Raw genomic sequence first — 22,130 nt, forward strand, 5'->3', positions numbered from 1 at the left:
CCGCACACCATTGATCCCGCGCGGGAGAGCGCCCTGGCAGCCGGCCAGGGACCCTGAAGGAGCAAGCCCTCCCCGCGAACCTCTCAAGGCAAAGGACCGTGCGGGCGAGGTGTCCTCTGGAAAGCAGGCCGGTGGCCTCGCCGAAGGTGAAAGTCCGGCAAAACTCGGGCGAAGCTCTCAGGCACCCATGACAGAGGGGGAGGATGCTGACATCCGACCTTATTCGAGGTGCGCTTCATGTCCCGACCGACCCCGCTGCACGAGGTGCACAAGAGCCTCGGCGCGACCCTGACCGACTTCGCCGGTTGGCTGATGCCGCTGCGCTACGGAAGTGAGTCGGCCGAGCACACCGCCGTCCGCACCGCCGCGGGGCTGTTCGACCTGTCCCACATGGGTGAGATCCACGTGACCGGCGCGGGCGCGGCCGACGCCCTCGACTACGCGCTGGTCGGCAACCTGGGCGCCCTGGAGCCGGGCCGGGCCCGCTACACGATGATGTGCGAGGCCGACGGGGGCATCGTCGACGACCTGATCGTCTACCGGCTGGCGCCGGAGGAGTTCATGGTCTGCGCCAACGCCTCCAACTACCTTCGGGTCGCCCGCGAGCTCACCGACCGCGCGAAGGCCTTCGACGCCGTGGTCGACGACCGCTCCGACGCCTACGCGCTGCTGGCCGTCCAGGGCCCGCGCTCCCAGGAGATCGTCGCCAAGCTCACCGACGCCGACCTGGCCAACCTCAAGTACTACACCGGCCTCCCGGGCACGGTCGCGGGCGTCGGCGCCCTGATCGCCCGCACCGGCTACACCGGCGAAGACGGCTTCGAGCTGTTCGTCGCGGCCGACGACGCGGTGGACCTGTGGGGCGCGCTCATGGAGGCCGGGGCCGCCGAGGGCCTGGTGCCCGCCGGGCTGAGCGCCCGCGACACCCTGCGGCTCGAAGCCGGCATGCCGCTGTACGGCAACGAGCTCACCTCGGCCACCACGCCCATGGACGCCGGTCTGGGCAGAGTCGTGCGCTTCGACAAGCAGGGCGACTTCGTCGGCCGCGCCGCGCTCGACGGGGCCGAACCGGCGAAGCGCCTGGTCGGCCTGGTGATGAAGGGCCGCCGCGTGCCCCGCCACGGCTTCGCCGTCGTCGACGCCGACGGCGCCGTGGTCGGCGAGGTCACCAGCGGGGCCCCGTCGCCGTCGATCGGCCGTCCGATCGCGATGGCCTACGTGACCGCCACCCCCGCCGCCGTGGACATCCGCGGCTCCCACGAACCGGTCGACGTCGTTGACCTGCCTTTCTACAGGAGGAAGAAGTGAGCAGCATTCCCGACGAGCTCAGCTACACCAAGGAGCACGAGTGGGTGGCCGGGCTCGATGACGGTCTGACCGTCACGGTGGGAATCACCGCCTACGCGTCCGAGCAGCTCGGCGACGTCGTGTACGTCCAGCCGCCGGAGGTCGGGTCGAACATCGAGCTGGGCGACGCGGTGGGCGAGGTCGAGTCGACCAAGTCGGTCAGCGACATCTACGCCCCGGTGAGCGGCGAGGTCACCGCGGTCAACTCGACGGTCGTCGACGACCCCTCGCTGGTCAACAGCGACCCCTACGGCGACGGCTGGTTGTTCCAGGTGCGCATCACCGGCACCCCCGACGATCTGCTCACCGCCGAGGAGTACACCGCCCTGATCTCCGGCGACAGCTGATCGTCCGCCCATGGCGATCAGCGTCTTCGACCTGTTCAAGGTGGGCATCGGGCCGTCCAGTTCACACACGGGCGGCCCGATGGCGGCCGCGCACAAGTTCGCGCGCGGCCTGCTGCACGACGGTCTCCTGGAGAAGACCGTGCGGGTGCAGGTCATCCTCTACGGCTCCCTCGGCCTGACCGGCAAGGGCCACGGCAGCGACAAGGCCGTGCTGCTGGGCCTGTCCGGGGAGAAGCCCGAGCTCGTCGACGTCGACGCGGTCGACGGCAAGCTGGCCGCGATGCGCGCGGCCGGCACGGTGTCGCTGATGGGGCAGCGTTCGGTGCCCTTCGTGGTCGGCGACGACCTGGTGTTCGAGCGGAAGGTCTCGTTGCCCCACCACCCCAACGGCATGCGGTTCACCGCGTGGGGCGACAGCGGCGACGTGCTGCGGGAAAAGGTCTACTACTCGGTCGGCGGCGGGTTCGTCGTCGACGAGAACGCCACCGGCGCCGACCGCATCAAACCCGACGACACCCCGCTCCCCCATCCGTTCACCACGGCCGGTGAGCTGCTGGCACAGTGCGCCGAGACGGGTCTGTCGATCTCGGGGCTGATGATGGCCAACGAGCGGGCCTTCGGCCGTACCGAGGAGCAGATCAAGTCGCAGCTGCTGCACCTGTGGCGGGTCATGGACGAGTGCGTGCGGCGCGGGTCGTCGCGCGAGGGCGTGCTGCCGGGCGGGCTGAAGGTGAAGCGCCGGGCCCACCAGCTCCAGCGCCGCCTGCAGAGCGAACCGGCCGACGGCGACCCGCTCCAGGCGATGGACTGGGTGACACTGTTCGCGCTGGCCGTCAACGAGGAGAACGCGGCGGGCGGGCGCATCGTGACCGCGCCGACCAACGGCGCGGCGGGCATCGTCCCGGCGGTGTTGTCCTACTACACCCGGTTCATCCCGGGCGCCGACGACGACGCGGTGGTGCGGTTCCTGCTCACGGCGGGCGCGGTCGGCGTGCTCTTCAAGGAGAACGCCTCCATCTCGGGCGCGGAGGTCGGCTGCCAGGGCGAGGTCGGGTCGGCCTGCTCGATGGCGGCGGCCGGGCTGACCGAGGTGCTGGGCGGCACGCCGGAACAGGTGGAGAACGCGGCCGAGATCGGCATCGAGCACAACCTGGGGCTGACCTGCGACCCGATCGGCGGGCTGGTGCAGATCCCGTGCATCGAGCGGAACGCGGTCGCGTCGGTGAAGGCCATCGCCGCGGCCCGGATCGCGCTGCGCGGCGACGGGAGGCACTTCGTGTCGCTCGACAAGGCCATCAAGACGATGCGCGACACCGGCCGGGACATGCACGCCAAGTACAAGGAGACCAGCCGCGGCGGGCTCGCGGTGAACGTCATCGAGTGCTGAGAAAGTCCTGGGTGTTCCCAATGGGACTGGCGGCGAAACCCCGACAGTGCTGAAATGTCCACCGGAAAGGCGGTGGACATCATTTCCGCAGGCAAGTTCGTCCGGACGCACTGGCTCTTCCTCGTCCTGCTGATGTCGGGGATTGTGATCCGGGTCATCGCGAGCCTGGGGTACCGTCCCGCGTTGTGGTTCTGGGCCGACTCGTTCTCCTACCTGAGCTCGGCCCTGGACCTGCGCCCGCTGGAGTCGCGGCCCTCCGGTTATTCGCTGTTCCTCGCGCCGTTCCACTCGGTGGTCGCCCTCATCACGGTGCAGCACCTGCTCGGGCTGGGCATCGCCGTCTGCCTGTACGCCGTCCTGCGCAAGCGCACCTTCCTGCCGGCCTGGGCCGCCGCCCTGGCGACGGCGCCGGTGCTGCTGGACGCCTACCAGCTCCAGCTCGAACACCTCGTGATGGCCGACCTGCTGTTCACGTTCCTCGTGGTGGCGGCGGTGACGCTGCTCCTGCTCAACCCGCGCAGCTGGGTCATGGTGATCGCCGCCTTCATGCTGCTGGCGTTCTCGGCGACGACCCGCACGCTCGGCCTGCCGCTGATCGGGGTGGCGGCGGTGTGGCTGCTGGTCGCGCGGGCGGGCTGGCGGCGGGTGGTGGCCGGGGCGGGCGCGGCGGGGGTCGCGGTGGCCGGATACGCCTTCTGGTACAACGCCGCCTACGGCAGCCTCGGCCTGGGCAGCAGCAGCGTGTGGTTGTGGTCACGGACGATGACCTTCGCCGACTGCGGCCGGATGAACCCGCCGGAGGACCTGAAGGTCCTGTGCCCCGACATCGGCCCGCGGCTGGCCGCCCCCGCCTACATCTGGGATCCCCAGTCGCCGATCATGAAGACCGGCAAGCAGCGCGACGAGATGGCCTCGGAGTTCTCGATGCTGGCCCTGCGCAGCCAGCCGCTCGACTTCCTGATGACCGGCCTCGGCGACGCGATGTGGGCGTTCCGCTGGGAGCGGGTGGTCTATCCCTCCCCCGGCACCCAGAGCGCCTACGTGTTCCCCGAATACGTGAAACCGCTCACCGACAAGCTCGCCTCGGCCGGGCGGTCGGCCCCGCAACTGATGGTCGAATACCAGGGCAGCCGGGCCGACACCCAGGTGGTCGAGCCGTTCGCGTCGTGGACGCGCACCTACCAGCAGCACGTCTACCTGCGCGGCCCCCTGCTCGCGGCGATCTTCGTCGGCACGTTCCTGGTGATGATCATCAGGTTCCGGGTGGCGACCCTGCTGCCGCTCGGGTTCGCGCTCACCCTCCTGCTGCTGCCCCCGCTGGTCGCCGCCTTCGACCACCGGTACGTCGTCCCGGTCGTGCCGCTCGCCTGCCTGGCGGCGGCGTGCGCGGTGGGGTGGCGGTCACCCGCGGCGAACGTGCAGCGTGACCAGGACCGGAAAGAGCGTGTCCCGGCCCGCCGCGCCGCGCACGCGTGACACCCCCTCGGTGTCGATCCGGGAGACCACCTCGTCGAGGGGGGCGCCGGGGAGGCAGCGTACCGAGATCCGGAGCTTCTCCTCGCCCACGGCCCGGACAGTGATCTTGTCGACCCCGGGCAGGTCCTTGAGCACCATGGCCAGCGTCGCGGTGGCGTAGCCGTGCCGCACCCCGTCCTTGCCCAGCCCGAGCGAGCACACCAGCCAGCGGGCGGCGACGAACACCAGCAGCACGACCAGCGCGGCGGCGACCGACCGGGCCCACGGATGCGCGGTGAACGCGGCCAGTTCCCCGATCTTGTAATCGCCCCGCGCGTCGGACGCGAACAGGACGTAGTTCCCGCCGGTCACCAGCACGACGCCCACCGCCGCCAGCCCGAGACGGTCGCCGTAGGGGGTGCGCATCTTCTCCGGAACCTGCATTCCGACACTCCTCATGAGCTCTTCCGGCGCAGCCGGACGACAACCTCGTGACGGCCGTGGACACCCAGGCCCTCCAGCCGGTCGCCGACGGCGGCGCCGACCTCCTTGAGCAGCCCTCCGGTGCGGTTCCCCCTGGTCAGCACGGTCACCTCGATCTGCCCCCGGCGCAGCCGCACGAAGGCCAGGTCGACCCCCGAGACGGTCATCGCCACGGCGACCAGCGTGCGCTTCAGCCCTGCCCGGGTCAGCCCCAGGACGAGCCCGTCGTCGCCCACCTCAAGGGGAACCAGGCGGGGACGGCCCGGGATCATCGCCAGCAGCAGCAGCGCGGTCCCGCTCACCACCATCAGCGACCCCGTCAGCGCGACCAGCGGCTCGCCCCAGGCCAGGCCGAGCACGCCGGGCAGCCCCGACCAGCCCGTCGGCCATCCGGCGAACGCGCACACCATCTCGCCCACCAGCGCCGTGCCCAGCACCACCAGGGCGCCCGCGACCCCCGCGCCCGCCGGGGTCCGCCCCGGCCGCAGGGCCCGCATGGCCGTGCGGCGGCGGGCCCGGCGGCGGTCCTTGGTCGTCCGGATCTCGTCTACCGCGCTCATGGTCACCCAGGGATACACGGCCGGAGGGCCGCGATCAGCACGCCGGGCCCGGATGACTCGATCTTGTGACAGGTTTTGCCGGGCAAATATGAAACATGCTCACAAAAGGCTAGAGTGCTGCCCATGAGCGACCGGCAGCGATACGACCGGGCCACGTCCCATCTCGACCCCCCGCTGGCCGTCGTCGACCTCGACGCGATGGCCGCCAACGCCCGGTCGATGACCGAACGGGCCGCCGGCACCCCGATCAGGGTCGCGTCGAAGTCGATCCGCTCCCGCGAGGTGCTCCGGCGTGTCCTCGACCTGCCCGGTTACCGGGGGATCATGGCGTTCACCCTGCCCGAGGCCTTGTGGCTGGCCTCCAGTGGATTCCGCGACATCCTGGTCGCCTACCCGACCACCGACCGCGCCGCCGTGGCCGCCCTCGCCGCCGACGAGCACCTGAGCCGCGAGATCACCCTCATGGTCGACTCACCCGAGCAGTTCCCCCTGCTGACCGGACGTCACCCGATCCGGGTCTGTCTCGACATCGACGCCGGTTACGTCGTGGGCCGCTTCCGCGCCGGGGCGCTGCGCTCACCCGTCCGCACCCCGGAACAGGCCGCCGACCTGGCGAGACGAATCGGCAAGAACCCGTCGCTGCGGCTGGTCGGCCTGATGGCCTACGAGGCGCAGATCGCCGGCCTCGGCGACCGCGTCCCCGGCCCCTACGGGGTGGCCGTCCGGTTCGTCCAGCGCCGCTCGCGCCGGGAACTGGCCGTCCGCCGGGCCGCGATCGTCGCGGCGGTGCGCGAGGTGACCGACCTGGAGTTCGTCAACGGCGGTGGCACCGGCAGCATCGAGACCACCGCACGGGAGCCCGCGATCACCGAGGTGGCCGCCGGATCGGGCTTCTACCACCCGACCCTGTTCGACCGGTACAGCAACTTCACCGGCCGCCCCGCGGCCCTCTTCGCCCTCCCGGTCGTCCGCCGCCCCGGCCCCGGCGTCGTGACCGTCCTCGGCGGCGGCTACCCCGCCTCGGGCGCGGGCCCCGGCCGGGCGGCCGTCCCCCACCTGCCCGAAGGCCTGCGCCACAACGGCGACGAGGGCGGCGGCGAGGTCCAGACCCCGCTCCACGGCAGCGCCGCCGACGAACTCAAGATCGGCGACCGGGTGTGGTTCCGCCACGCGAAGGCGGGCGAACTCTGCGAACGCTTCGACACCCTGCACCTCATCGAGGGCGACCGGGTGACCGCCACGGCCCCCACCTACCGGGGCGAAGGCCAAACCTTTCTTTGAGTTACGGCTCCGCCCGCCCGGCCCCGCCCGCCGCCTCCGGACCTCCCCGCGGGCGGCGGCGACCGGCCGCGCCCGGCCCGCCCCTAACGCCTCCGGCGACGCCGCATGATCACGATGACCGCCCCGACGGCGACCGCCACGCCGAGCCCGATCAGTACCGGCGCGATGGGGGACGCCGGGTAGTCGTCGTCCCACGGCTCGTCGGCCGCCGGACGGTGCCCATTGGGGCTCTGCGCCTGCCCCACCATGTCTCCTATGGTCGACACGACCTGCTCGGTCTGCGCCTTGACCTGGGACTTCACCTTGGCCACACTGCGTCCGGCGACCTTCTTGGGGCTGACCCGGTCGGCGATCGCGTCGACCGTCTTGGCCAGTTCGGCGCGAGTGCGCTCTATGCGCCGCTCGAGGGTGTCCGGATCTGGCTCGGCCATGGGGTCGCCTCCTGTCACAGGGTGTGTTCGATCAAGTCTGCCAGGTGCGGGCCGCGCATCCCGCAGCGGCCGAACCGGTAGTTTGTTCGCGTCGAGACACACCGCAACGGAGGCGACATGACCCAGCGACTCGAACCCGGCGACGCCGCCCCCGGCTTCACCCTGACCAGCGCCGACGGCGACGACGTGTCGCTCGACTCACTCCACGGCAAGCGAGTCGTGCTCTACTTCTACCCAGCGGCGATGACTCCAGGCTGCACCAAGCAGGCCTGCGACTTCCGCGACAACCTGGCCGCGCTCACCGGCAAGGGCATCACCGTCCTCGGCGTCTCGAAGGACAAACCCCCCAAGCTCCGCCAGTTCGCCGAACGCGACGCACTGACCTTCCCGCTGCTGTCCGACGAAGACCTGGAAGTCCACAAGGCGTACGGCGTCTACGGCGAGAAGCAGAACTACGGCAAGACCATCATGGGCGTGATCAGGTCGACCTTCGTGATCGACCCCGACGGGAAGATCGAGAAGGCCTTCTACAACGTCCGCGCGACCGGACACGTGGCCCGGCTGCTGAAGGAACTCGGGGTTTCCTGATGCCCGACGGCGGGAGGTAGGATCACTTCCGCCCAGCGGGGTTGTAGCCCAATTGGCAGAGGCACATGACTTAGGATCATGCCAGCGCGGGTTCGAGTCCCGCCAACCCCACTCGCTCGGGACGGCTCGTGGGCGGCGCCTTCGGCGCCTTTCGCGAGCCGTGCCTCGCCTCACCCGGGGGGACGACCCCCCGAACCCCCCGATGCGAAGGGGCTGTCGCCCCCTCGCGCTCCCCCTGGTGCGCTTCGCGCCCCCGGCGTCGCTTCGCTCCGGGTCGCTCTCGCTCCTGGCGAAGGGCTCCGCCCCTCGCGCTCCCTGGAGGGCCTCGCTTCGCTCGGATCGTTCTCGCTTCGCTCGCACTGATCTCGGAGCATGGTGGCGCTTGCCCCTCTGCTGTTTCGGCGGGCGCTCAGCTGGCTTCTAAGAGTCCGTCGGCTCTCGGCCGCCGTCCAGGGCCCTGAGCCTTTTGGCGATCTCGGTCACGTCGTCGAGTTCGCCGGTGGTGACGGCGATGACCACGTTCTCGGCGGCGTCGGCGTCCGTACCGAGTTGCGGTCCCACTCTCAGGACGGCTGTCACTCACTGTCGTACTTCCACGTCTTGAGTTTCAGTCGCTTCTTCGACGTGCCCGGGAAGACCACGACCAGGTGCTCCTCGTCTCCCCCGTTGAGCCGCACATAGACGCGCAGCCGGTAGCGGCCCTTTCCTTCGATCGCCAGGTTCGGCATCGGGGCGTTGGCGCCCACGTCGCCGCCGCCCGCCTCGGGCACGGTCAGGTGACCGTGGGGGGTGGTGATCGGCACCTCGGTGACCTGGTCCCAGCCGGCCAGCCTCAATGGGGGTGCGGTGCGGAAGGCCTTCACGGTGAGGCACAGGTCGATGACGTCCTCGATGTGCCCGACGAGCACCGAACTGCCGGCCACGCCGACCTGCGCGTCGTCCTCGTACAGCCTCTCGATCGCCTGCTCCGCCAGCGTCTCGCCGCGCTCGTCCTTCGGATCGTGGACGTAATAGCCGAAGTCGCCGTCGGCGAACAGGGAGTAGTTGGCCGTGGCCTGGACGACGCCCTTCGTCCGGGGCCACGGGTCGCGGCAGCGGGCGTTCAGCTCGGCGATGTAGGCCTCGTTCGCGGCTTCCATCTCTTCAGACGAGCGCAGCAGCTCGGGCTGGGTCGCGCCGACGATCTCCGGGCAGACGTAGACGAGGTCCGATGAGTCCACGCCCCACGAGGCCCGCTCGCTCCCGGCCCGCCGCAGCAGCGCCTCCTGCTCCTCGCGGTCCTCCGTCCGGCACAACTCCCGCCCGTACGCGAGGATCTGCTGGTCGGACACGGTGTCTGGGAACATGGGCGGCACTCCGCCCATCTGGTCCCGGGCCCGGCACAGGAACGCGTCGTCGCGTTCCTCGGGCTTGAGGTCGCCGAAGGGCGCGAACTCGTAGCAGCCCATCGACCAGCCGCTGAAGGTGGTGCGCGGAGCGGACTCCGGCGGGATCAACGCGACGACCGGCAGTACGACCACGGCCGCCACCGCGACACGGATCAGCCGCTGCCGCGCGGGCGGCAGCGGCTCCGGGGGGAGGCCTCCGGCGGGCATCTCACGGGCGGTCGCCGCGAGCCACACGACGTGCACGAGCGCCACCGCGTCGATGAAGATCGTGAGAACCAGGCTGTCGCTCTCGAAACCTCCGGACAGGTACTGGAGCGGGAACACCAGCAGGTAGCTGTTCAACGACAACCAGCCGGCGGTCAGCGTGCCTCGGCTCCACCGGCCGTCGCGATGCTGCCCGACGAGCGTGAGGACGGTCTCCAGCAGGCCACACACGATCAAGCCGATTCCGACGACCATGCCCGGCCCGAGTTCGGGCAGGTTGAGTTCGTCGAGCACCTCGTTGACCATCCCGGCCACCATGACCGCGAACAACGCTCCGGCCGCCGCACGCAACACCCGGGACCGCCAGCGGATGACGAGCAGGTAGAGGACGTAGATCGCGCTCCACAGGACGATGCAGAACACCAGGTCGACCATGTCCGACAGCAGCCCCAGCGGGAACCACAACACGAGGATGTACGCCACCGCCAGGTACAGCAGCCACCGCAGCGCCCTCTCCCTGCGGTCGAGCGGTCCCGGCGCGGGCACGCGGAGGATCAGCCACAGCAGCGTGGCCTTCACCACGGCCGCCACGATCAGCACCGCCTTCGCCGTGGCGTCGAGACCGTCAGGTGCGTAGAACTCCAGAAGGCTGGGGTGCGTCCATTCGACGGCCACCCAGAGCACGTCGTCGCTGAACACCACGCCCACGGCCGCCGCCGCCAGAACCAGTCCTACTACTGCAATCCTGAAAATCCGCCATAAAAGCATGGGACGCGATCTTAGCGGGGTATGGACGTACCGGCGGACATCTGCAATTTCCGGGCGACGGCGACACTTTCGCGTCAGACCGCCATGCTCACGAGGGTCCACGCGCAGATGGCGATCACCTGCGGAATAGATCCGACACGCTCCCTTATTGCATATTCGGGCTATTCACCGTCAATACCCGACATTGGCAGATGAGAATGTCGCAGCGCATTTCACTTCCCAGCGGAAAACGACCCTGCGAAACCTCGGCCGCTTCACGACGGCCCTCGGCTCGCCGCCGCGCCACCCCGCCCACCCTTCGCGACGGTTCCCACACGGAAGCGGAGGCAGACAGGGTCGCGGCGGCGATTTGCCCTCGGTAAACCGATCGGTTTACGCTGGCCGGAAACAGACCTGTTTACCGGAGGTTCCCATGAAGATCCAAGACGCGACCGTGCTGGTCACCGGTGCCAACCGGGGCATCGGGAAGGCCCTGGCCGAAGAGGCGCTGGCACGCGGGGCGGGCAAGGTCTACGCCGCCGCGCGCAACCCCGAGGCCGTCACCACGCCCGGCGTCGTGCCGGTCAAACTCGACATCACCGACCCCGTCCAGATCGCCGAGCTCGCGGAGCGGCTCACCGACGTCGACGTCGTCGTCAACAACGCCGGCGTCACGCTCGGCACCTCGATCGTGAACGACGACCTCGAGACGATCCGCCGGGAGATGGAGGTCAACTACTTCGGGCCCCTGCAGGTCAGCCGTGCCTTCGCGGCCACACTGACCGCCCGTGAGGGCCACCTGCTGATCGTCAACTCGGTGCTGTCGTGGGCCGTCGTCCCGGGCACCTCCTCCTACGCGGCCACGAAGGCCGCCTCCTGGATGCTGGCCAACGGGCTGCGCCTGGAGCTGTCGCCCAAGGTCGGCGTGACCAGCCTCCACGTCGGATACGTCGACACCGACATGGCCGCGCACGTCACCGGCGACAAGGTGGCGCCGGACGAGGTCGCCCGCGAGGCGTTCGACGGCATCGAGAGCGGCGCCATGGAGGTGCTCGTCGACGGTACGGCCCGGCAGGTCAAGTCGGCGCTGTCCCTCGACCCCAGCGCCATCTACGGAAGCTGAGCGTCGAGCAGGGTCCGCACGGCGGTCAGCAGGCTCTCGGGCATGGGCTCCTTGCGGACCGACGCGTAGGTCATCGCGCCGTCGAAGAGCATCATCAGCTGTTCGGCCAGCTGGCCGGGGTCGGCGGCCCCGGCCAGCCGGGCCTCCGCCTCGAAGTGGGCCTGCATCTTCTTCTTGTACGCCACCGCGGCCACCCGCACCGGATGCGCGGGGTCGCGGATCTCGGCCGCCGTGTTCAGGACCGGGCAGCCCGGATAGTCGTCGATCTCCGACTGGCGGCGGGCCGTGGCGAACAGCGCCATGATGCGCTCGGCGGGCGACAGGCCCGCGTCGGCGGGCGGCAGCAGGTCGGCCAGGACGCAGCTCATCTCCTCGGCCAGGTAGGCCTCGATGAGGTCGTCCTTGGTGCGGAAGCGCTGGTAGAGGCTGCGCTTGGAGACCCCGGCCGTCTCCGACAGCAGGTCGACGCCGGTCACGTTGATGCCCCGGCCGTTGAACAGCCGGCGGGCGCTGGTGAGCACACGGTCGCGTACGTCGTCGGAGGGGATCGTCTCTGCCATGACGCCAAGTCTAGCTCGTGGGGAAACAGATGGGTTTACTCCCCGTCGCAGGCGTCGATGGCCTGGAGGATGTCCTCGGAGCACTGGTGCAGGGAGTCCAGCCGGCTCTCGTCGAGGGCGTCGATCACGAGCTTCCGCACCGTCGCGACGTGGCCCGGGGCCAGCCTCACGAGGTGGGCGTAGCCCTCGTCGGTCAGGATGGCGTTGGTGAACCGGCCGTCGCAGGGGTCGGGCTCGCGCCGGACGAGACCGCGCTTCTCCAGCCGCCGCATCAGGTGCGACAACCGCGACAACTCGGAGTTGACCAGCACGGCCAGGCCGCTCATCCGCATGGTCCGGTCGGGGGCGTCGGACAGGCCGGCCAGCACGTGGTATTCGACGAAGTTGAGCCCGCCCTCGCGCTGGAGCTGCTCCTCCAGGGCCGCGGGCAAGCGGGCCAGCATGAGGCTGAACGACCGCCAGGCCGCCAGTTCGCCGCTGCTCAGCCAGCGCACCCCGTCTGTTGTGGTCATACTCACAGTCTAGGCTATGACTTGAACGTTCATGTCATCGCGGTCTAGTCTCAACTCATTGAAACTTCAACTTCTGAGGAGTACGAGATGAGCAAGCTGAAGATCGCGGTGATCCTCGGCAGCACCCGCCCTGGCCGCAACGGCAAGGCGGTGGCCGACTGGGTCATGACCCGGGCCAAGGACCGCGCCGGCGCCGACTACGAGCTCGTCGACCTGGCCGACCACCCGCTCCCCCACCTCGACGAGGCCTACCCGCCGAGCTTCGGCAACTACGCCGGCGACCACACCAAGGCGTGGGCGGCCACCATCGACTCCTACGACGGCTTCGTGTTCGTCACCCCGGAGTACAACCACTCGACCTCGGGCGTCCTGAAGAACGCCATCGACTACCTCTACAAGGAGTGGAACAACAAGGCCGCCGGCTTCGTCTCGTACGGCTCCCTCGGCGGCGCCCGCGCCATCGAGCACCTGCGGGCGATGCTCAGCGAGCTCCAGGTCGCCCACGTGCGGCAGCAGGTCTCCTTCTCGCTGTTCCACGACTTCGAGAACTTCTCGGTCTTCCAGCCGTCGCAGATCCACGACGCCTCGGCCGACACCCTGTTCGACCAGCTCGAGTCCTGGGCGGGGGCCCTGCGTCAGGTCCGCGCGGGCGTGGCCGCCTGAACGGCTTACGAGCGGGGGAACTCGCAGCGGAAACCGGTGTCGGTCCGCTCGCAGAACCGGGGGAGGTTCTGCCGCGGACCGGGCTGGTCGACGACCACCCCGAACGGCGGCCGCTCGTCCCGCCAGGGCTGATCGACCGCCACCACGAGAAGGGCGCCGAGGATGACGCCCACCAGCCCCGCCGCCAGCAGGGCGACCACACCGAACCGTCGGCGGGGGGCCGGTTCGGAAGCGGAGACGGTACGCCACCCGGGGGCGTCCCATCCGGCCCCGCCGGGTCCGAAGGCGTATCCGGCGGGCGCCGTCTTCGCGGCGGCGGAACCACCGAACCGATAACGGGGCGGCGGAGGCGAGGCGAAACTGCCCGCACGAGGCGCGCCGGCCTCAGGGGAACCCGCACCGGAGGGATCGACACCGGAAGTCCTTGCGCCCAAGGCACCGCCAGGGCCGGTCGGAGCGGAGGGAGCCGCGTCGAATGCCCCAGCACCCGCAGAGCCGGTCGGGGCGGAAGGACCCGCGCCCAAGGCACCGGCAGGACCGGTCGGAGCGGAGGGAGCCGCGTCGAATGCCCCAGCACCCGCAGGGCCGGTCGGGGCGGAGGGACCCGCGTCCACGGAACCGGCCGCCGGGGAACCCGCGCCGGAGCGGGCCGCTCCGAGAGAATCGATGTCAGAAGAACCGGCAGGGCCGTTCTGGGGCTTCGCGCCGAAGGCCCCTGCACGTGCGGGGTCAGGAGCGGAGGCCGTGCCAGGAGGGCTTGCGCCGAAGGCGCCGGTGCCCGGGGAAGCCGGGGCGTCCACCATGGGGATCTCCCTGGTAGGGGAGTCGGCCGGGTCGCGCGGCGCTGTGTTCGTGTCCTCAGTGCCGCGCGGCCCGGCGTCGTGATCCGTCATCGCGAATCTTTTCTCCCTAACACCCCAAGGATGCAGCTCCCGGGATTCATACTGCCCGGCCGCCCGTAAGAGGCGCGTAAGCACCACCCGGACTGCGACCTGGGTCGTAGGGCCGAATCCGCCGCTAGGCGGACCGTGCCGGGAACTGCGCATACGTACTCTTGAGGCGTGCTCGGCAAGCTACGCGCCCTCAGGCGGCGGCACCCCGCGTGGATCGACACGCTGATGGTGACGCCGCTGCTGCTGTACTGCCTGCTGAGCGCGCCCGACATCGGCGCCGGGCTCGACATCACCGGCGGCGAGGGCATCGGGACCTGGGGCGTGCTCGGGCTCTCGGCGCTGCTGGTCGGGCCGCTGTTCTGGCGGCGGCGGTTCCCGCTCGCGGTGATGGCGCTCGTCTCGGGCGTCAGTCTCCTCCAGTGGCTCGGCGACGTCGCGGCGATCCCGGCCAACCTCGCCGTGCTGGTGGCGATGTTCACGGTCGCGGCGTCCTGCTCGCTGCCGTGGGCGGTCGCCGCGGGCGCCGTGGCCGAACTCGGGACCGGCATGGTGCTGAGCGACTGGGGCGAGCTCGACGTCGAGATCTTTCTGAACGCCTCGGTGTTCGTGGTCGCGATCTGGATCGGCGGCATCTACGTCAACATGCGGCGGCGCTTCGTGGAGAACCTGGTCGAGCGGGCCGAACGCGCCGAGAGGGAGCGCGACCAGCAGGCGCTCATCGCCACCGCCGCCGAGCGCGCCCGGATCGCGCGGGAGCTGCACGACGTCGTCGCCCACAACGTCAGCGTCATCGTGGTCCAGGCCGACGGGGCCGGGTTCGCCATCGACAGCGACCCCGACCAGGCCAAACGAGCCGTCGAGGCGATCTCGGCGACCGGGCGGCAGGCGCTCGCCGAGATGCGGCGGCTGGTCGGGGTGCTGCGCGACGACGGGGCGCGGTCGGAGGAGTACGCGCCCCAGCCGGGGCTCGGGCAGCTCGACGAGCTCGTACGCCAGGTGCGCGCGTCCGGGCTGCCGGTGGACATCCGGGTGGAGGGCACGCCCGATCATCTCGCGGAAGGACTACAGCTGGTGATCTACCGGATCGTCCAGGAGGCCCTGACCAACACCCTCAAACACGGCGGGCCCGGGGTGAAGGCCACGGTCCAGGTCGTCTACGGCCCCCGCGACGTGCTGCTGCGCATCGCCGACGACGGCCGGGGCGCCGCCTCGGCCACGGGCGAGGGCGGCCACGGCCTCATCGGCATGCGCGAACGGGTCTCCATGTACGGCGGCGACGTCCACGCCGCCCCCAAGCCCGGCGGCGGCTTCCTCGTGGTGGCGCGCATCCCGGCGGGGGGCCCGCGATGATCCGGGTGATCCTGGTCGACGACCAGGAGCTGGTCAGGGCCGGGTTCCGCATGGTGCTGGGCGCGCAGCCCGACATCGAGGTGGCCGGCGAGGCCGGCGACGGGGCCGCCGCCGTGGAGCTGGTCAAGGGCGGCGTGGTCGCCGACGTCGTGCTGATGGACGTGCGGATGCCGCGCATGGACGGGGTCGAGGCCACCCGGCTGATCACCTCGTTGCCGAACCCGCCCAAGGTCCTCATCCTCACCACGTTCGACCTCGACGAATACGCCTTCGCGGCGATCCGGTCCGGCGCGTCGGGCTTCCTGCTGAAGGACGTGCCCCCGGCCGACCTGCTGAGCGCGATCAGGTCGGTGCACGACGGCGACGCCGTGGTGGCCCCGTCGACCACGCGGCGGCTGCTCGACCTCGTCTCCGCCTACCTGCCCGAGGCGCCCACCGCCCCGGAGCCCGACGGCCTGACCGCCCGCGAGCGGGAGGTGCTCGTCCACGTGGCGCGAGGGCTCTCCAACGCCGAGATCGCCACGCGGCTCACCCTCGCCGAGGCCACGGTGAAGACCCACCTGGGCCGGATCCTGGCCAAGCTGGAGCTGCGCGACCGGGCGCAGGTGGTGGTCTACGCGTACGAGACCGGGATGGTCGGCCGAAAGTCTGACCCGCGGCTACCTCCCCGGTAGCAACAGGAGCCCCGGAGGCGACCCCAGAACCATGGGAAGGCCGTCCCGGCGACCGAAGAAAAGCCGGGGGCGCGTCAATAGCGTTGCTGACCATGACGATGACTACCGACGTCCGCGCCGCCGTGGTGGCACGGGGGCTCAGCAAGATTTACGGCCAGGGCGACGCCGCCGTCCACGCGCTGCGCGGCATCGACGTGAGCTTCGCCACGGGGGCGTTCACGGCGATCATGGGGCCGTCGGGGTCGGGCAAGTCCACCCTGATGCACTGCCTGGCCGGGCTCGACACGGTCAGCGCGGGCCATGTGCACATCGGCGACGCCGACATCACGACCCTGTCCGACAAGCAGCTCACGCTGCTGCGCCGCGAACGCATCGGGTTCGTGTTCCAGGCCTTCAACCTGCTGCCCACCCTGACCGCCCTGCAGAACATCCGCCTGCCGCTGGAGATCGCCGGGCGGCAGGCCGACCAGGTCCTGATGGACCGCGTGGTCGAGACCGTGGGATTGCGCGACCGCCTGTCCCACAAGCCGAGCCAGCTCTCGGGCGGCCAGCAGCAGCGGGTGGCGGTGGCCCGCGCCCTCATCAGCAAGCCCCAGGTGATCTTCGCCGACGAGCCCACCGGCAACCTCGACTCCCGCAGCGGGGCCGAGGTCCTGTCGTTCCTCCGCCGGTCGGTGCGCGAACTCGGCCAGACCATCGTGATGGTCACCCACGACCCGCTGGCCGCCTCCTACGCCGACCGCGTGGTGTTCCTCCGCGACGGGCTGCTGGTCAGCGAAGTGACCCAGCCGACCCCGCAGAGCGTGCACGACATGCTGCTGAAGCTGGAGGCCTGAGCCGTGCTGCGCACCACGCTGGCCGGGCTGGTGGCACACCGGCTCCGGCTGCTGCTCACCTCGCTGGCCATCACCCTCGGCGTCGGCTTCATCGCGGGCACGTTCGTGCTGACCGACACCATCGAGCAGGGCTTCCGCCAGCTCTTCACGGCCGACGCCGACAAGGTCGCCGTCGCGGTCACCCCGAAGGACGAGAACATCCCCGAAGAGGTGCTGGCCAAGCTGAAGACCCTGCCCGGCGTGGCCGCCGCGCAGGGGCTCGTGCGGGGCACCGCGCCGCTGCTCGACAGGTCGGGCCGGGCCGCCGGGTCCACCGCGACGAGCGGCGTCTCCGTCGTCGCCGGGCCGCTCGACCGGACGAACTACGTCAGCGGCCACGCCCCGGCCGGCCCCGGTGAGGCGGTGCTCGACGAGAACACCGCGCGCACGCGGCAGTTCGAGGTCGGCGACACGATCACCGTGCTCGACCTCGCTGAGAAACGGCGCCAGTTCTCCCTGGTCGGCATCATCGACGTGGGCGTCGACCAGAGTCTCGCCTTCACCGGCGCGGTCGGGTTCGACACCGCGACCGCGCTGGAGATGACCGGCGCGAAGGGCTACCACGAGGTCGACCTGGCCGCCGCGGCCGGGGTCTCCCCCGAGGCGCTCAAGAAGGCGGTGTCGGAGGCGCTCGGGCAGACGTACACGATCAGGACCGGTGAGGAACTGGCCCAGAGGCTGGCCGCCGAGAGCAACCTGGAGCTCGACTACCTGGTGCTCGTGCTGCTGCTGTTCGGGTGCGTGGCGATGTTCGTGGCGGCGCTGGTCATCTACAACACCTTCAACATCCTGGTCGCCCAGCGGACCCGCGAGATGGCGCTGCTGCGCTGCATCGGGGCGACGCGCGGGCAGGTGTTCCGGTCGATCCTGCTGGAGTCGGCGATCGTCGGGCTGATCTCGTCGGCGCTGGGGTTGCTGGTCGGGCTCGGGCTGGGCGCGCTCGCCCTCGACGTGATGGGGCGCTTCGACGCTCCCGTCCCGACCGGCGCGAGCATCGCGCTGACGCCGCGCACGATCGTGCTCGGGCTGGTCGTCGGGCTGCTGGTGACCGTGGTCGCGGCGGTGCTGCCGGCCCGCGGGGCGACCCGGGTGGCGCCGATCGCGGCGCTGCGCAGCCAGGTCGAGGAGCAGACGTTCCGGGCGGGGCTGGTCCGGTCCATCATCGCCGGGCTGCTGCTGGCGGGCGGGCTCGGGCTCACCGCCGTGGCGATCTGGGTGCTCGACGGCGACGCCGGGCTGCTGACCGCGATGGGCGGCGGCGCGGTGTTCTTCCTCGGCGTGATCGTGATCGGGCCGATCCTGATGAGCCCGCTCAGCGCGTTCGCCGGGTGGGTGCCGCGCAAGGTCTTCGGCGTGCCGGGGCGGCTCGCCGTCGACAACTCCCGCCGCAACCCGAAGCGGGCCGCGACCACGACGGTCGCGCTGACCATCGGCGTCACCCTGATGACCCTCATCTCGGTGATCACCGCCAGCACCCGCGAGACGGTCGTCGGCAGCCTCGACGAGCAGTTCCCCGTCGACTTCATGATCACCGCGCAGTACGGCCGCGAGGACGGCACGCCCCTCCTGCCCTCCGAGGTGCCCGCGACGCTGCGCGCGCTGCCCGAGGCCGGGCTGGTCGCCGAACTGCGGCGGATCGACCACGGCGGCGTCACCGTCGGCACCCTCCCCGACGGCGCGGCCTTCCGGCCGGAGGTCCGCTCCGGCTCGCTCGCCGCCCTCGGCCCCGGCACCGTCGCGCTGTCCGAGAACCAGGCCAAGGACCTGGGTGTACGGGTCGGCGGCACCGTCCCCCTCGACACCACCGAGGCCGGGAAGGTCGACCTCAAGGTGGTGGCCGTGATCGCCGACGGCAGCTTCAACCAGGCGCTGCCCTACACGGTCACCCTGGCCGACTTCGAGAAGTACTACGGAAAGGTCGGCCCGGCCCGCGTCTACGTCAAGGCCAAGGACCCCGCCGCCGCCGACGCCGCCCGCCGGGCCGTCGAGTCGGCGCTGGTCGCCTACCCGACCGCGCAGCTCTCCAGCGCCGCCGAGGTGCGGGGCGAGTTCGACGAGGCCTTCGACATGATGTTCACGATCTTCGCCGCGCTGCTCGGGCTGGCGATCCTGATCTCCCTGCTCGGCATCGCCAACACCCTGTCGTTGTCGGTGCACGAACGCACCCGCGAGTCGGCGCTGCTGCGCGCCCTCGGCCTCACCCGGCCGCAGCTGCGCGGCATGCTCTCGATCGAGGCGCTGGTGCTGGGCCTGGTCGGGGCGATGGTCGGCGTCGTCATCGGCGTCGCCTTCGGGTGGGCGGCGCTCCAGACGATCCCGAACGAGACCGTCTTCGTCGTGCCGGCCGGCCAGGTGCTGCTCTATCTGGTGTTGTCGGCGCTGGCCGGGGTGCTCGCGGCGGTGCTGCCCGCCCGCCGGGCGGCCAACGCCTCCATCGTGGGGTCACTCGCCTCCAGTTAGCGGGGAACGTGGTCGGGCCACTGCTCGGCCACGAACTCCGGCGCCAGCAGGGGGCGGACGGCCAGTTCGCCGGTACGCCGGTCGATGACGATGCAGCCGCCCCCCACGGTCGCCGGCAGGACGCTCGGGTCCTCCGGCTCGTCGTCTCTGGCCCAGGCCACGAATCCGTCGTCGAAGGCGTAGACGGCGACCTCGGTGGAGCGGGCCCGCCCCCCGTTGAACCATTCTTCGGCCAGCGCGCGGGCGGTGTCCGGGCTCACACCCGCTGACCCGCGCGGTCGAGGACCACGCAGAAGACCCCCGTCACGTTCTCGTACGGCGGCTCGATGGCCATGTGTCCCCGCTGTGCGTCGATCCACAGCACCTCCCCCATTGAGTTCACGGCGTTCCACGCGTGGCTGCCCCCCTGGGGCCAGCGTGTGATGAGCACGGTCGCGGCGCCGTGTCCGGCCGACCGCAACCGCCCGGCCACCACCGCGTAGGCGCGGCGGCCCTGCCCGACGTACTCGAAACGATGGCCGAGCCACTGCTCGGCCCTGGCCACCCCGCCCGCCTCACCCGAGAGGACGGGTTTGCCGACCCGGTCGTATTCGGGCTGGCGGGCCGCCGCGACGACGGGTTCGCCGTGCCACGACGACATGACCGACAGGGCGCAGTCGATGGCATTGGTCGACCGGAACGGGTCGTCGGTCGGCCCTTCGGCGTTGATCAACCGGATCCAGGTGCCGCGCGGATCGGGGAACCTGCCGCTCAACGCCTCGGCGAGATCTCGTTGTGCCTGCGGGTCGGGTCTCGCCAGCCCGCCCGGCACCCCGTAGGGCCGCGACTGCTCCAGCGGACGCGGCCGGGCCGCCCGGTCGAACCAGTCGTCGCCCGCCGGCGGCAACCGGGACGGCAGCGGGGACGGCCGCGGATCGAGGGACGGCGCGGGGGTCTCGGCGGCCTTCTCGTAGTCACGCCACCGGCGCCCGTCACCGGTGACGACGGGATTGTAGACGCCGGTCGGCAACCGCCACCGGGACTGACGCTCGGCCATCGACCCCTTCCCTTCGATGTGACCGATCGTAAGGGGGCGACTCCGTTGAGCAACCGGCTTTCCCGAATCCTGCCGTTCAGGTGGTCTCGATGAGAACCCGGTGGTAGCCGGTGGCGCCGTTCGGCTCCGGCGGGGCGCCGTGGTTGGTCTGCGTCTCGCCGGTCTCGTCGGTGGCCCGGCACGACAGCGTGTGCAGCCCGCTGGTGAGGTCGACGTCGATCGTCCACTGCCGCCAGGTGTCCAGGCCCGGCACCTCGGCCAGCCGCGCCTCCTGCCACGGCCCGTCGTCGACCTTGACCTCGACCTTCGCGATGCCCTTGGTCTGCGCCCAGGCGACCCCGGCGACGACGTTGCGGCCCGGCTTGGTCTTGTTGCGCGGGGTGTCGATGCGCGACTGCGTCTTGATGGGCCCCTTGGCGTCCCAGCCCCGGTCGGTCCAGTACGCCGTCTCCTGGTCGAACCGGGTCACGTTGACGTCGACGACCCACTTGGTGGCCGAGACGTAGCCGTAGAGGCCCGGCACGACCTGCCGGACCGGGAAGCCGTGCGCGACCGGGAGCGGCTCGCCGTTCATGGCGAACGCGAACAGGGCGTCGCGGCCGTCCATGACGACCTCGACCGGGGTGCCCGCGGTCCAGCCGTCGGCGCTGGTCGACAGCAGCATGTCGGCGCCGGCCTTGATCCCGGCCTCGCGCAGCACCCCGGCCATGGCCACGCCGAGCCAGCGGGCGTTGCCGACGTAGGGGCCACCGACCGGGTTGGAGACGCACGTCAGCGTGACGTCGGCCTCGACGATGGGGCGTTTCAGCAACTCGGCGAAGCTGAGCTCGATGGGCCGCTCGACCATGCCGTGGATCTTCAGCGACCACGTGTTCGGGTCGACGTTGGGCAGGGCGAGGGCGGTGTCGACCCGGTAGAAGTCGTGGTTGGGGGTGACGAACGGCGCCAGGTTCGGGATCTTGAAGTCGACCCCGGCGGGCAGCGGCGGCAGCGGCGTGGCCGGTTTCGGCAGCGTGGCCGCGACCTGCGCCCGCTCCGCGGCGACGTTGTTGCGACCGCCGAGCCAGACCCCGGCGGCCCCGGTCACCACGGCGACCCCGGCGCCGGTCGCCACGCCGGTGAACAGGCTGCGCCGGTCGATGGTCCTGAGCCGGTCCCCGGCGAGCATGACCGGCGGCTGCTCAAGCGGCTGAGTCCCGGCCGCGGTGTTGTGCTCGTCGCGCTCGACCGGCGGGGCGGCCTCGTCTCCGGCGGTCTCCTCGGCCGGCTCCCGGACCCGTTCCGCCGTCTCGACCGGTTCCAGCCGCCGGAAGAGCCTGGTCAGCGCCGAGGCTCCGGCCCAGGCCGCGAGCAGTGAGGGGAGCACGTCGAGCATGCCCGCGTCGGGCCGGGTCGCCGCCGCCCACGCGCCGACGACGCCGAACAGCAACAGGGCCAGCCGCCCGTAGCCGACCCGGATCCGGGCCAGCACTCCGAACCCCGCCGCCAGCAGGGCGATCACCACGAAGATCCCGCCGATGAGGACGGTCTTGTCGTTCTCGCCGAAGGTCGCGATGGCCCAGTTCTTGAGCCACGACGGGGACAGGTCGACGGCCGCGTTGCCGACCGCCACCACGGGTGAGGAGTCTCCGCCGATGACGCCGGCCGCGAGCTGGCCGACGCCGACCGCCACGGCGGCGGCGGTCAGCCCGGCGAGTGCCGCGACCCAGGAGGGCGCGGTCGAGCGAGATGTCACACAAGGATCCTACGAACGCCCTGTTCGTACG

Annotated in this window: 23 protein-coding genes, 1 tRNA gene and 2 riboswitches; of the genes, 13 read left to right on the plus strand and 11 right to left on the minus strand. The window is 71.0% G+C overall.

Features of this window, described 5'->3' with window-relative positions; translation table 11 throughout:
- Window positions 1-11: 11 nt before the first annotated feature.
- Window positions 12-109, plus strand: a riboswitch (glycine riboswitch).
- A riboswitch (glycine riboswitch) is annotated at window positions 110-204 on the plus strand.
- Between the two features lie 33 nt (window positions 205-237).
- The 4 genes from gcvT to QSK34_RS30250 are packed head-to-tail and all read left to right on the plus strand — an operon-like array spanning window position 238 to window position 4,557.
- Complete coding sequence (gene gcvT / locus QSK34_RS30235; protein WP_285589041.1) at window positions 238-1,308, plus strand: glycine cleavage system aminomethyltransferase GcvT; 1,071 nt, start codon at window positions 238-240, stop codon at window positions 1,306-1,308.
- Window positions 1,305-1,694, plus strand: coding sequence for a glycine cleavage system protein GcvH (gene gcvH, locus QSK34_RS30240; RefSeq protein WP_161481309.1), 390 nt, complete (start codon window positions 1,305-1,307; stop codon window positions 1,692-1,694). Before gcvT ends, gcvH begins: the two co-directional genes overlap by 4 nt.
- A 10-nt stretch (window positions 1,695-1,704) precedes the next feature.
- Window positions 1,705-3,081, plus strand: a complete 1,377-nt coding sequence (locus tag QSK34_RS30245; RefSeq protein ID WP_285589043.1) for an L-serine ammonia-lyase — start codon at window positions 1,705-1,707, stop codon at window positions 3,079-3,081.
- A 54-nt stretch (window positions 3,082-3,135) separates the two neighbouring features.
- On the plus strand, window positions 3,136-4,557 hold the full coding sequence (locus tag QSK34_RS30250) for a hypothetical protein (protein WP_285589046.1): 1,422 nt from the start codon (window positions 3,136-3,138) through the stop codon (window positions 4,555-4,557).
- Here QSK34_RS30250 and QSK34_RS30255 read toward each other — a convergent pair.
- Together QSK34_RS30255 and QSK34_RS30260 are read right to left on the minus strand one after the other, a co-directional pair.
- Window positions 4,483-4,980 (minus strand): hypothetical protein, encoded by a 498-nt coding sequence (locus QSK34_RS30255; protein ID WP_285589048.1) that lies wholly within the window; start codon window positions 4,978-4,980, stop codon window positions 4,483-4,485. The two genes, QSK34_RS30250 and QSK34_RS30255, sit on opposite strands and share 75 nt — an antisense overlap.
- An 11-nt stretch (window positions 4,981-4,991) precedes the next feature.
- Complete coding sequence (locus QSK34_RS30260; RefSeq protein ID WP_285589050.1) at window positions 4,992-5,579, minus strand: DUF6286 domain-containing protein; 588 nt, start codon at window positions 5,577-5,579, stop codon at window positions 4,992-4,994.
- A 123-nt stretch (window positions 5,580-5,702) separates the two neighbouring features.
- On the opposite strand from QSK34_RS30260, the gene QSK34_RS30265 reads away from it, so the two are divergent.
- Complete coding sequence (locus QSK34_RS30265; RefSeq protein WP_285589052.1) at window positions 5,703-6,860, plus strand: amino acid deaminase/aldolase; 1,158 nt, start codon at window positions 5,703-5,705, stop codon at window positions 6,858-6,860.
- A gap of 83 nt (window positions 6,861-6,943) precedes the next feature.
- On the opposite strand, the gene QSK34_RS30270 is transcribed toward QSK34_RS30265, so the two are convergent.
- Window positions 6,944-7,291 carry a DUF3618 domain-containing protein gene (locus QSK34_RS30270; RefSeq protein WP_161481314.1) on the minus strand — a complete coding sequence of 116 codons (348 nt, stop codon included), beginning with the start codon at window positions 7,289-7,291 and terminating at the stop codon, window positions 6,944-6,946.
- Between the two features lie 117 nt (window positions 7,292-7,408).
- On the opposite strand from QSK34_RS30270, the gene bcp reads away from it, so the two are divergent.
- The gene (bcp, locus tag QSK34_RS30275) at window positions 7,409-7,879 is read left to right on the plus strand and encodes a thioredoxin-dependent thiol peroxidase (protein WP_285589055.1); all 471 of its coding nucleotides are present in this window, start codon (window positions 7,409-7,411) and stop codon (window positions 7,877-7,879) included.
- Between the two features lie 37 nt (window positions 7,880-7,916).
- Window positions 7,917-7,990 (plus strand) — tRNA-Leu (locus tag QSK34_RS30280).
- 309 nt (window positions 7,991-8,299) lie between these two features.
- On the opposite strand, the gene QSK34_RS30285 is transcribed toward QSK34_RS30280, so the two are convergent.
- A complete protein-coding gene (locus QSK34_RS30285; RefSeq protein WP_285589058.1) occupies window positions 8,300-8,458 on the minus strand; it encodes a hypothetical protein in 159 nt (52 codons plus the stop codon).
- Window positions 8,455-10,239 carry a hypothetical protein gene (locus tag QSK34_RS30290; RefSeq protein ID WP_285589060.1) on the minus strand — a complete coding sequence of 595 codons (1,785 nt, stop codon included), beginning with the start codon at window positions 10,237-10,239 and terminating at the stop codon, window positions 8,455-8,457. Before QSK34_RS30290 ends, QSK34_RS30285 begins: the two co-directional genes overlap by 4 nt.
- A 412-nt stretch (window positions 10,240-10,651) precedes the next feature.
- On the opposite strand from QSK34_RS30290, the gene QSK34_RS30295 reads away from it, so the two are divergent.
- Complete coding sequence (locus QSK34_RS30295) at window positions 10,652-11,341, plus strand: SDR family oxidoreductase (RefSeq protein WP_285589062.1); 690 nt, start codon at window positions 10,652-10,654, stop codon at window positions 11,339-11,341.
- On the opposite strand, the gene QSK34_RS30300 is transcribed toward QSK34_RS30295, so the two are convergent.
- Both QSK34_RS30300 and QSK34_RS30305 read right to left on the minus strand, forming a co-directional pair.
- On the minus strand, window positions 11,329-11,901 hold the full coding sequence (locus tag QSK34_RS30300) for a TetR/AcrR family transcriptional regulator (RefSeq protein WP_285589065.1): 573 nt from the start codon (window positions 11,899-11,901) through the stop codon (window positions 11,329-11,331). The two genes, QSK34_RS30295 and QSK34_RS30300, sit on opposite strands and share 13 nt — an antisense overlap.
- A 35-nt stretch (window positions 11,902-11,936) precedes the next feature.
- Window positions 11,937-12,413 (minus strand): MarR family winged helix-turn-helix transcriptional regulator, encoded by a 477-nt coding sequence (locus QSK34_RS30305; RefSeq protein ID WP_285589067.1) that lies wholly within the window; start codon window positions 12,411-12,413, stop codon window positions 11,937-11,939.
- 87 nt (window positions 12,414-12,500) lie between these two features.
- Between QSK34_RS30305 and QSK34_RS30310 the strand changes: the two genes are divergently transcribed.
- On the plus strand, window positions 12,501-13,076 hold the full coding sequence (locus tag QSK34_RS30310; RefSeq protein ID WP_285589069.1) for an NADPH-dependent FMN reductase: 576 nt from the start codon (window positions 12,501-12,503) through the stop codon (window positions 13,074-13,076).
- A 5-nt stretch (window positions 13,077-13,081) separates the two neighbouring features.
- Here QSK34_RS30310 and QSK34_RS30315 read toward each other — a convergent pair whose 3' ends face one another.
- A complete protein-coding gene (locus tag QSK34_RS30315) occupies window positions 13,082-13,276 on the minus strand; it encodes a hypothetical protein (protein WP_030455597.1) in 195 nt (64 codons plus the stop codon).
- An 861-nt stretch (window positions 13,277-14,137) separates the two neighbouring features.
- Between QSK34_RS30315 and QSK34_RS30320 the strand changes: the two genes are divergently transcribed.
- From QSK34_RS30320 to QSK34_RS30335, 4 genes are all read left to right on the plus strand, one after another.
- Window positions 14,138-15,319: a sensor histidine kinase gene (locus QSK34_RS30320; protein ID WP_285589072.1), complete on the plus strand. Its 1,182-nt coding sequence runs from the start codon at window positions 14,138-14,140 to the stop codon at window positions 15,317-15,319.
- Window positions 15,316-15,993, plus strand: coding sequence for a response regulator transcription factor (locus QSK34_RS30325; RefSeq protein ID WP_161481322.1), 678 nt, complete (start codon window positions 15,316-15,318; stop codon window positions 15,991-15,993). The genes QSK34_RS30320 and QSK34_RS30325 overlap by 4 nt, the downstream gene beginning before the upstream one ends.
- Window positions 15,994-16,085: 92 nt before the next feature.
- Window positions 16,086-16,829, plus strand: a complete 744-nt coding sequence (locus tag QSK34_RS30330; protein WP_285589075.1) for an ABC transporter ATP-binding protein — start codon at window positions 16,086-16,088, stop codon at window positions 16,827-16,829.
- 3 nt (window positions 16,830-16,832) lie between these two features.
- Window positions 16,833-19,328 (plus strand): ABC transporter permease, encoded by a 2,496-nt coding sequence (locus tag QSK34_RS30335; protein WP_285589077.1) that lies wholly within the window; start codon window positions 16,833-16,835, stop codon window positions 19,326-19,328.
- Here the strand turns inward: QSK34_RS30335 and QSK34_RS30340 are convergent.
- The 3 genes from QSK34_RS30340 to QSK34_RS30350 all read right to left on the minus strand — a co-directional run bounded on the left by QSK34_RS30340 (window position 19,325) and on the right by QSK34_RS30350 (window position 22,099).
- The gene (locus QSK34_RS30340; protein ID WP_030455592.1) at window positions 19,325-19,588 is read right to left on the minus strand and encodes an SUKH-4 family immunity protein; all 264 of its coding nucleotides are present in this window, start codon (window positions 19,586-19,588) and stop codon (window positions 19,325-19,327) included. The two genes, QSK34_RS30335 and QSK34_RS30340, sit on opposite strands and share 4 nt — an antisense overlap.
- Window positions 19,585-20,364 (minus strand): toxin glutamine deamidase domain-containing protein, encoded by a 780-nt coding sequence (locus QSK34_RS30345; RefSeq protein ID WP_030455591.1) that lies wholly within the window; start codon window positions 20,362-20,364, stop codon window positions 19,585-19,587. Before QSK34_RS30345 ends, QSK34_RS30340 begins: the two co-directional genes overlap by 4 nt.
- 76 nt (window positions 20,365-20,440) lie before the next feature.
- Complete coding sequence (locus QSK34_RS30350; protein WP_285589081.1) at window positions 20,441-22,099, minus strand: molybdopterin-dependent oxidoreductase; 1,659 nt, start codon at window positions 22,097-22,099, stop codon at window positions 20,441-20,443.
- Between the last annotated feature and the right edge of the window lie 31 nt (window positions 22,100-22,130).

This window comes from Herbidospora sp. NBRC 101105 (genome assembly GCF_030269205.1).
GTDB classification, from domain to species: domain Bacteria; phylum Actinomycetota; class Actinomycetes; order Streptosporangiales; family Streptosporangiaceae; genus Herbidospora; species Herbidospora solisilvae.

What these genes read in the sequence shown, in the direction of transcription:
- gcvT (WP_285589041.1), top strand. Translation starts at nt 238, where the DNA reads ATGTCCCGACCGACCCCGCTGCACGAGGTGCACAAGAGCCTCGGCGCG.
- QSK34_RS30245 (WP_285589043.1), top strand. Translation starts at nt 1,705, where the DNA reads ATGGCGATCAGCGTCTTCGACCTGTTCAAGGTGGGCATCGGGCCGTCC.
- QSK34_RS30250 (WP_285589046.1), top strand. Translation starts at nt 3,136, where the DNA reads ATGTCCACCGGAAAGGCGGTGGACATCATTTCCGCAGGCAAGTTCGTC.
- QSK34_RS30255 (WP_285589048.1), bottom strand. Translation starts at nt 4,980, where the DNA reads ATGCAGGTTCCGGAGAAGATGCGCACCCCCTACGGCGACCGTCTCGGG.
- QSK34_RS30260 (WP_285589050.1), bottom strand. Translation starts at nt 5,579, where the DNA reads ATGAGCGCGGTAGACGAGATCCGGACGACCAAGGACCGCCGCCGGGCC.
- QSK34_RS30265 (WP_285589052.1), top strand. Translation starts at nt 5,703, where the DNA reads ATGAGCGACCGGCAGCGATACGACCGGGCCACGTCCCATCTCGACCCC.
- QSK34_RS30270 (WP_161481314.1), bottom strand. Translation starts at nt 7,291, where the DNA reads ATGGCCGAGCCAGATCCGGACACCCTCGAGCGGCGCATAGAGCGCACT.
- bcp (WP_285589055.1), top strand. Translation starts at nt 7,409, where the DNA reads ATGACCCAGCGACTCGAACCCGGCGACGCCGCCCCCGGCTTCACCCTG.
- QSK34_RS30290 (WP_285589060.1), bottom strand. Translation starts at nt 10,239, where the DNA reads ATGCTTTTATGGCGGATTTTCAGGATTGCAGTAGTAGGACTGGTTCTG.
- QSK34_RS30295 (WP_285589062.1), top strand. Translation starts at nt 10,652, where the DNA reads ATGAAGATCCAAGACGCGACCGTGCTGGTCACCGGTGCCAACCGGGGC.
- QSK34_RS30300 (WP_285589065.1), bottom strand. Translation starts at nt 11,901, where the DNA reads ATGGCAGAGACGATCCCCTCCGACGACGTACGCGACCGTGTGCTCACC.
- QSK34_RS30305 (WP_285589067.1), bottom strand. Translation starts at nt 12,413, where the DNA reads ATGACCACAACAGACGGGGTGCGCTGGCTGAGCAGCGGCGAACTGGCG.
- QSK34_RS30310 (WP_285589069.1), top strand. Translation starts at nt 12,501, where the DNA reads ATGAGCAAGCTGAAGATCGCGGTGATCCTCGGCAGCACCCGCCCTGGC.
- QSK34_RS30325 (WP_161481322.1), top strand. Translation starts at nt 15,316, where the DNA reads ATGATCCGGGTGATCCTGGTCGACGACCAGGAGCTGGTCAGGGCCGGG.
- QSK34_RS30330 (WP_285589075.1), top strand. Translation starts at nt 16,086, where the DNA reads ATGACGATGACTACCGACGTCCGCGCCGCCGTGGTGGCACGGGGGCTC.
- QSK34_RS30345 (WP_030455591.1), bottom strand. Translation starts at nt 20,364, where the DNA reads ATGGCCGAGCGTCAGTCCCGGTGGCGGTTGCCGACCGGCGTCTACAAT.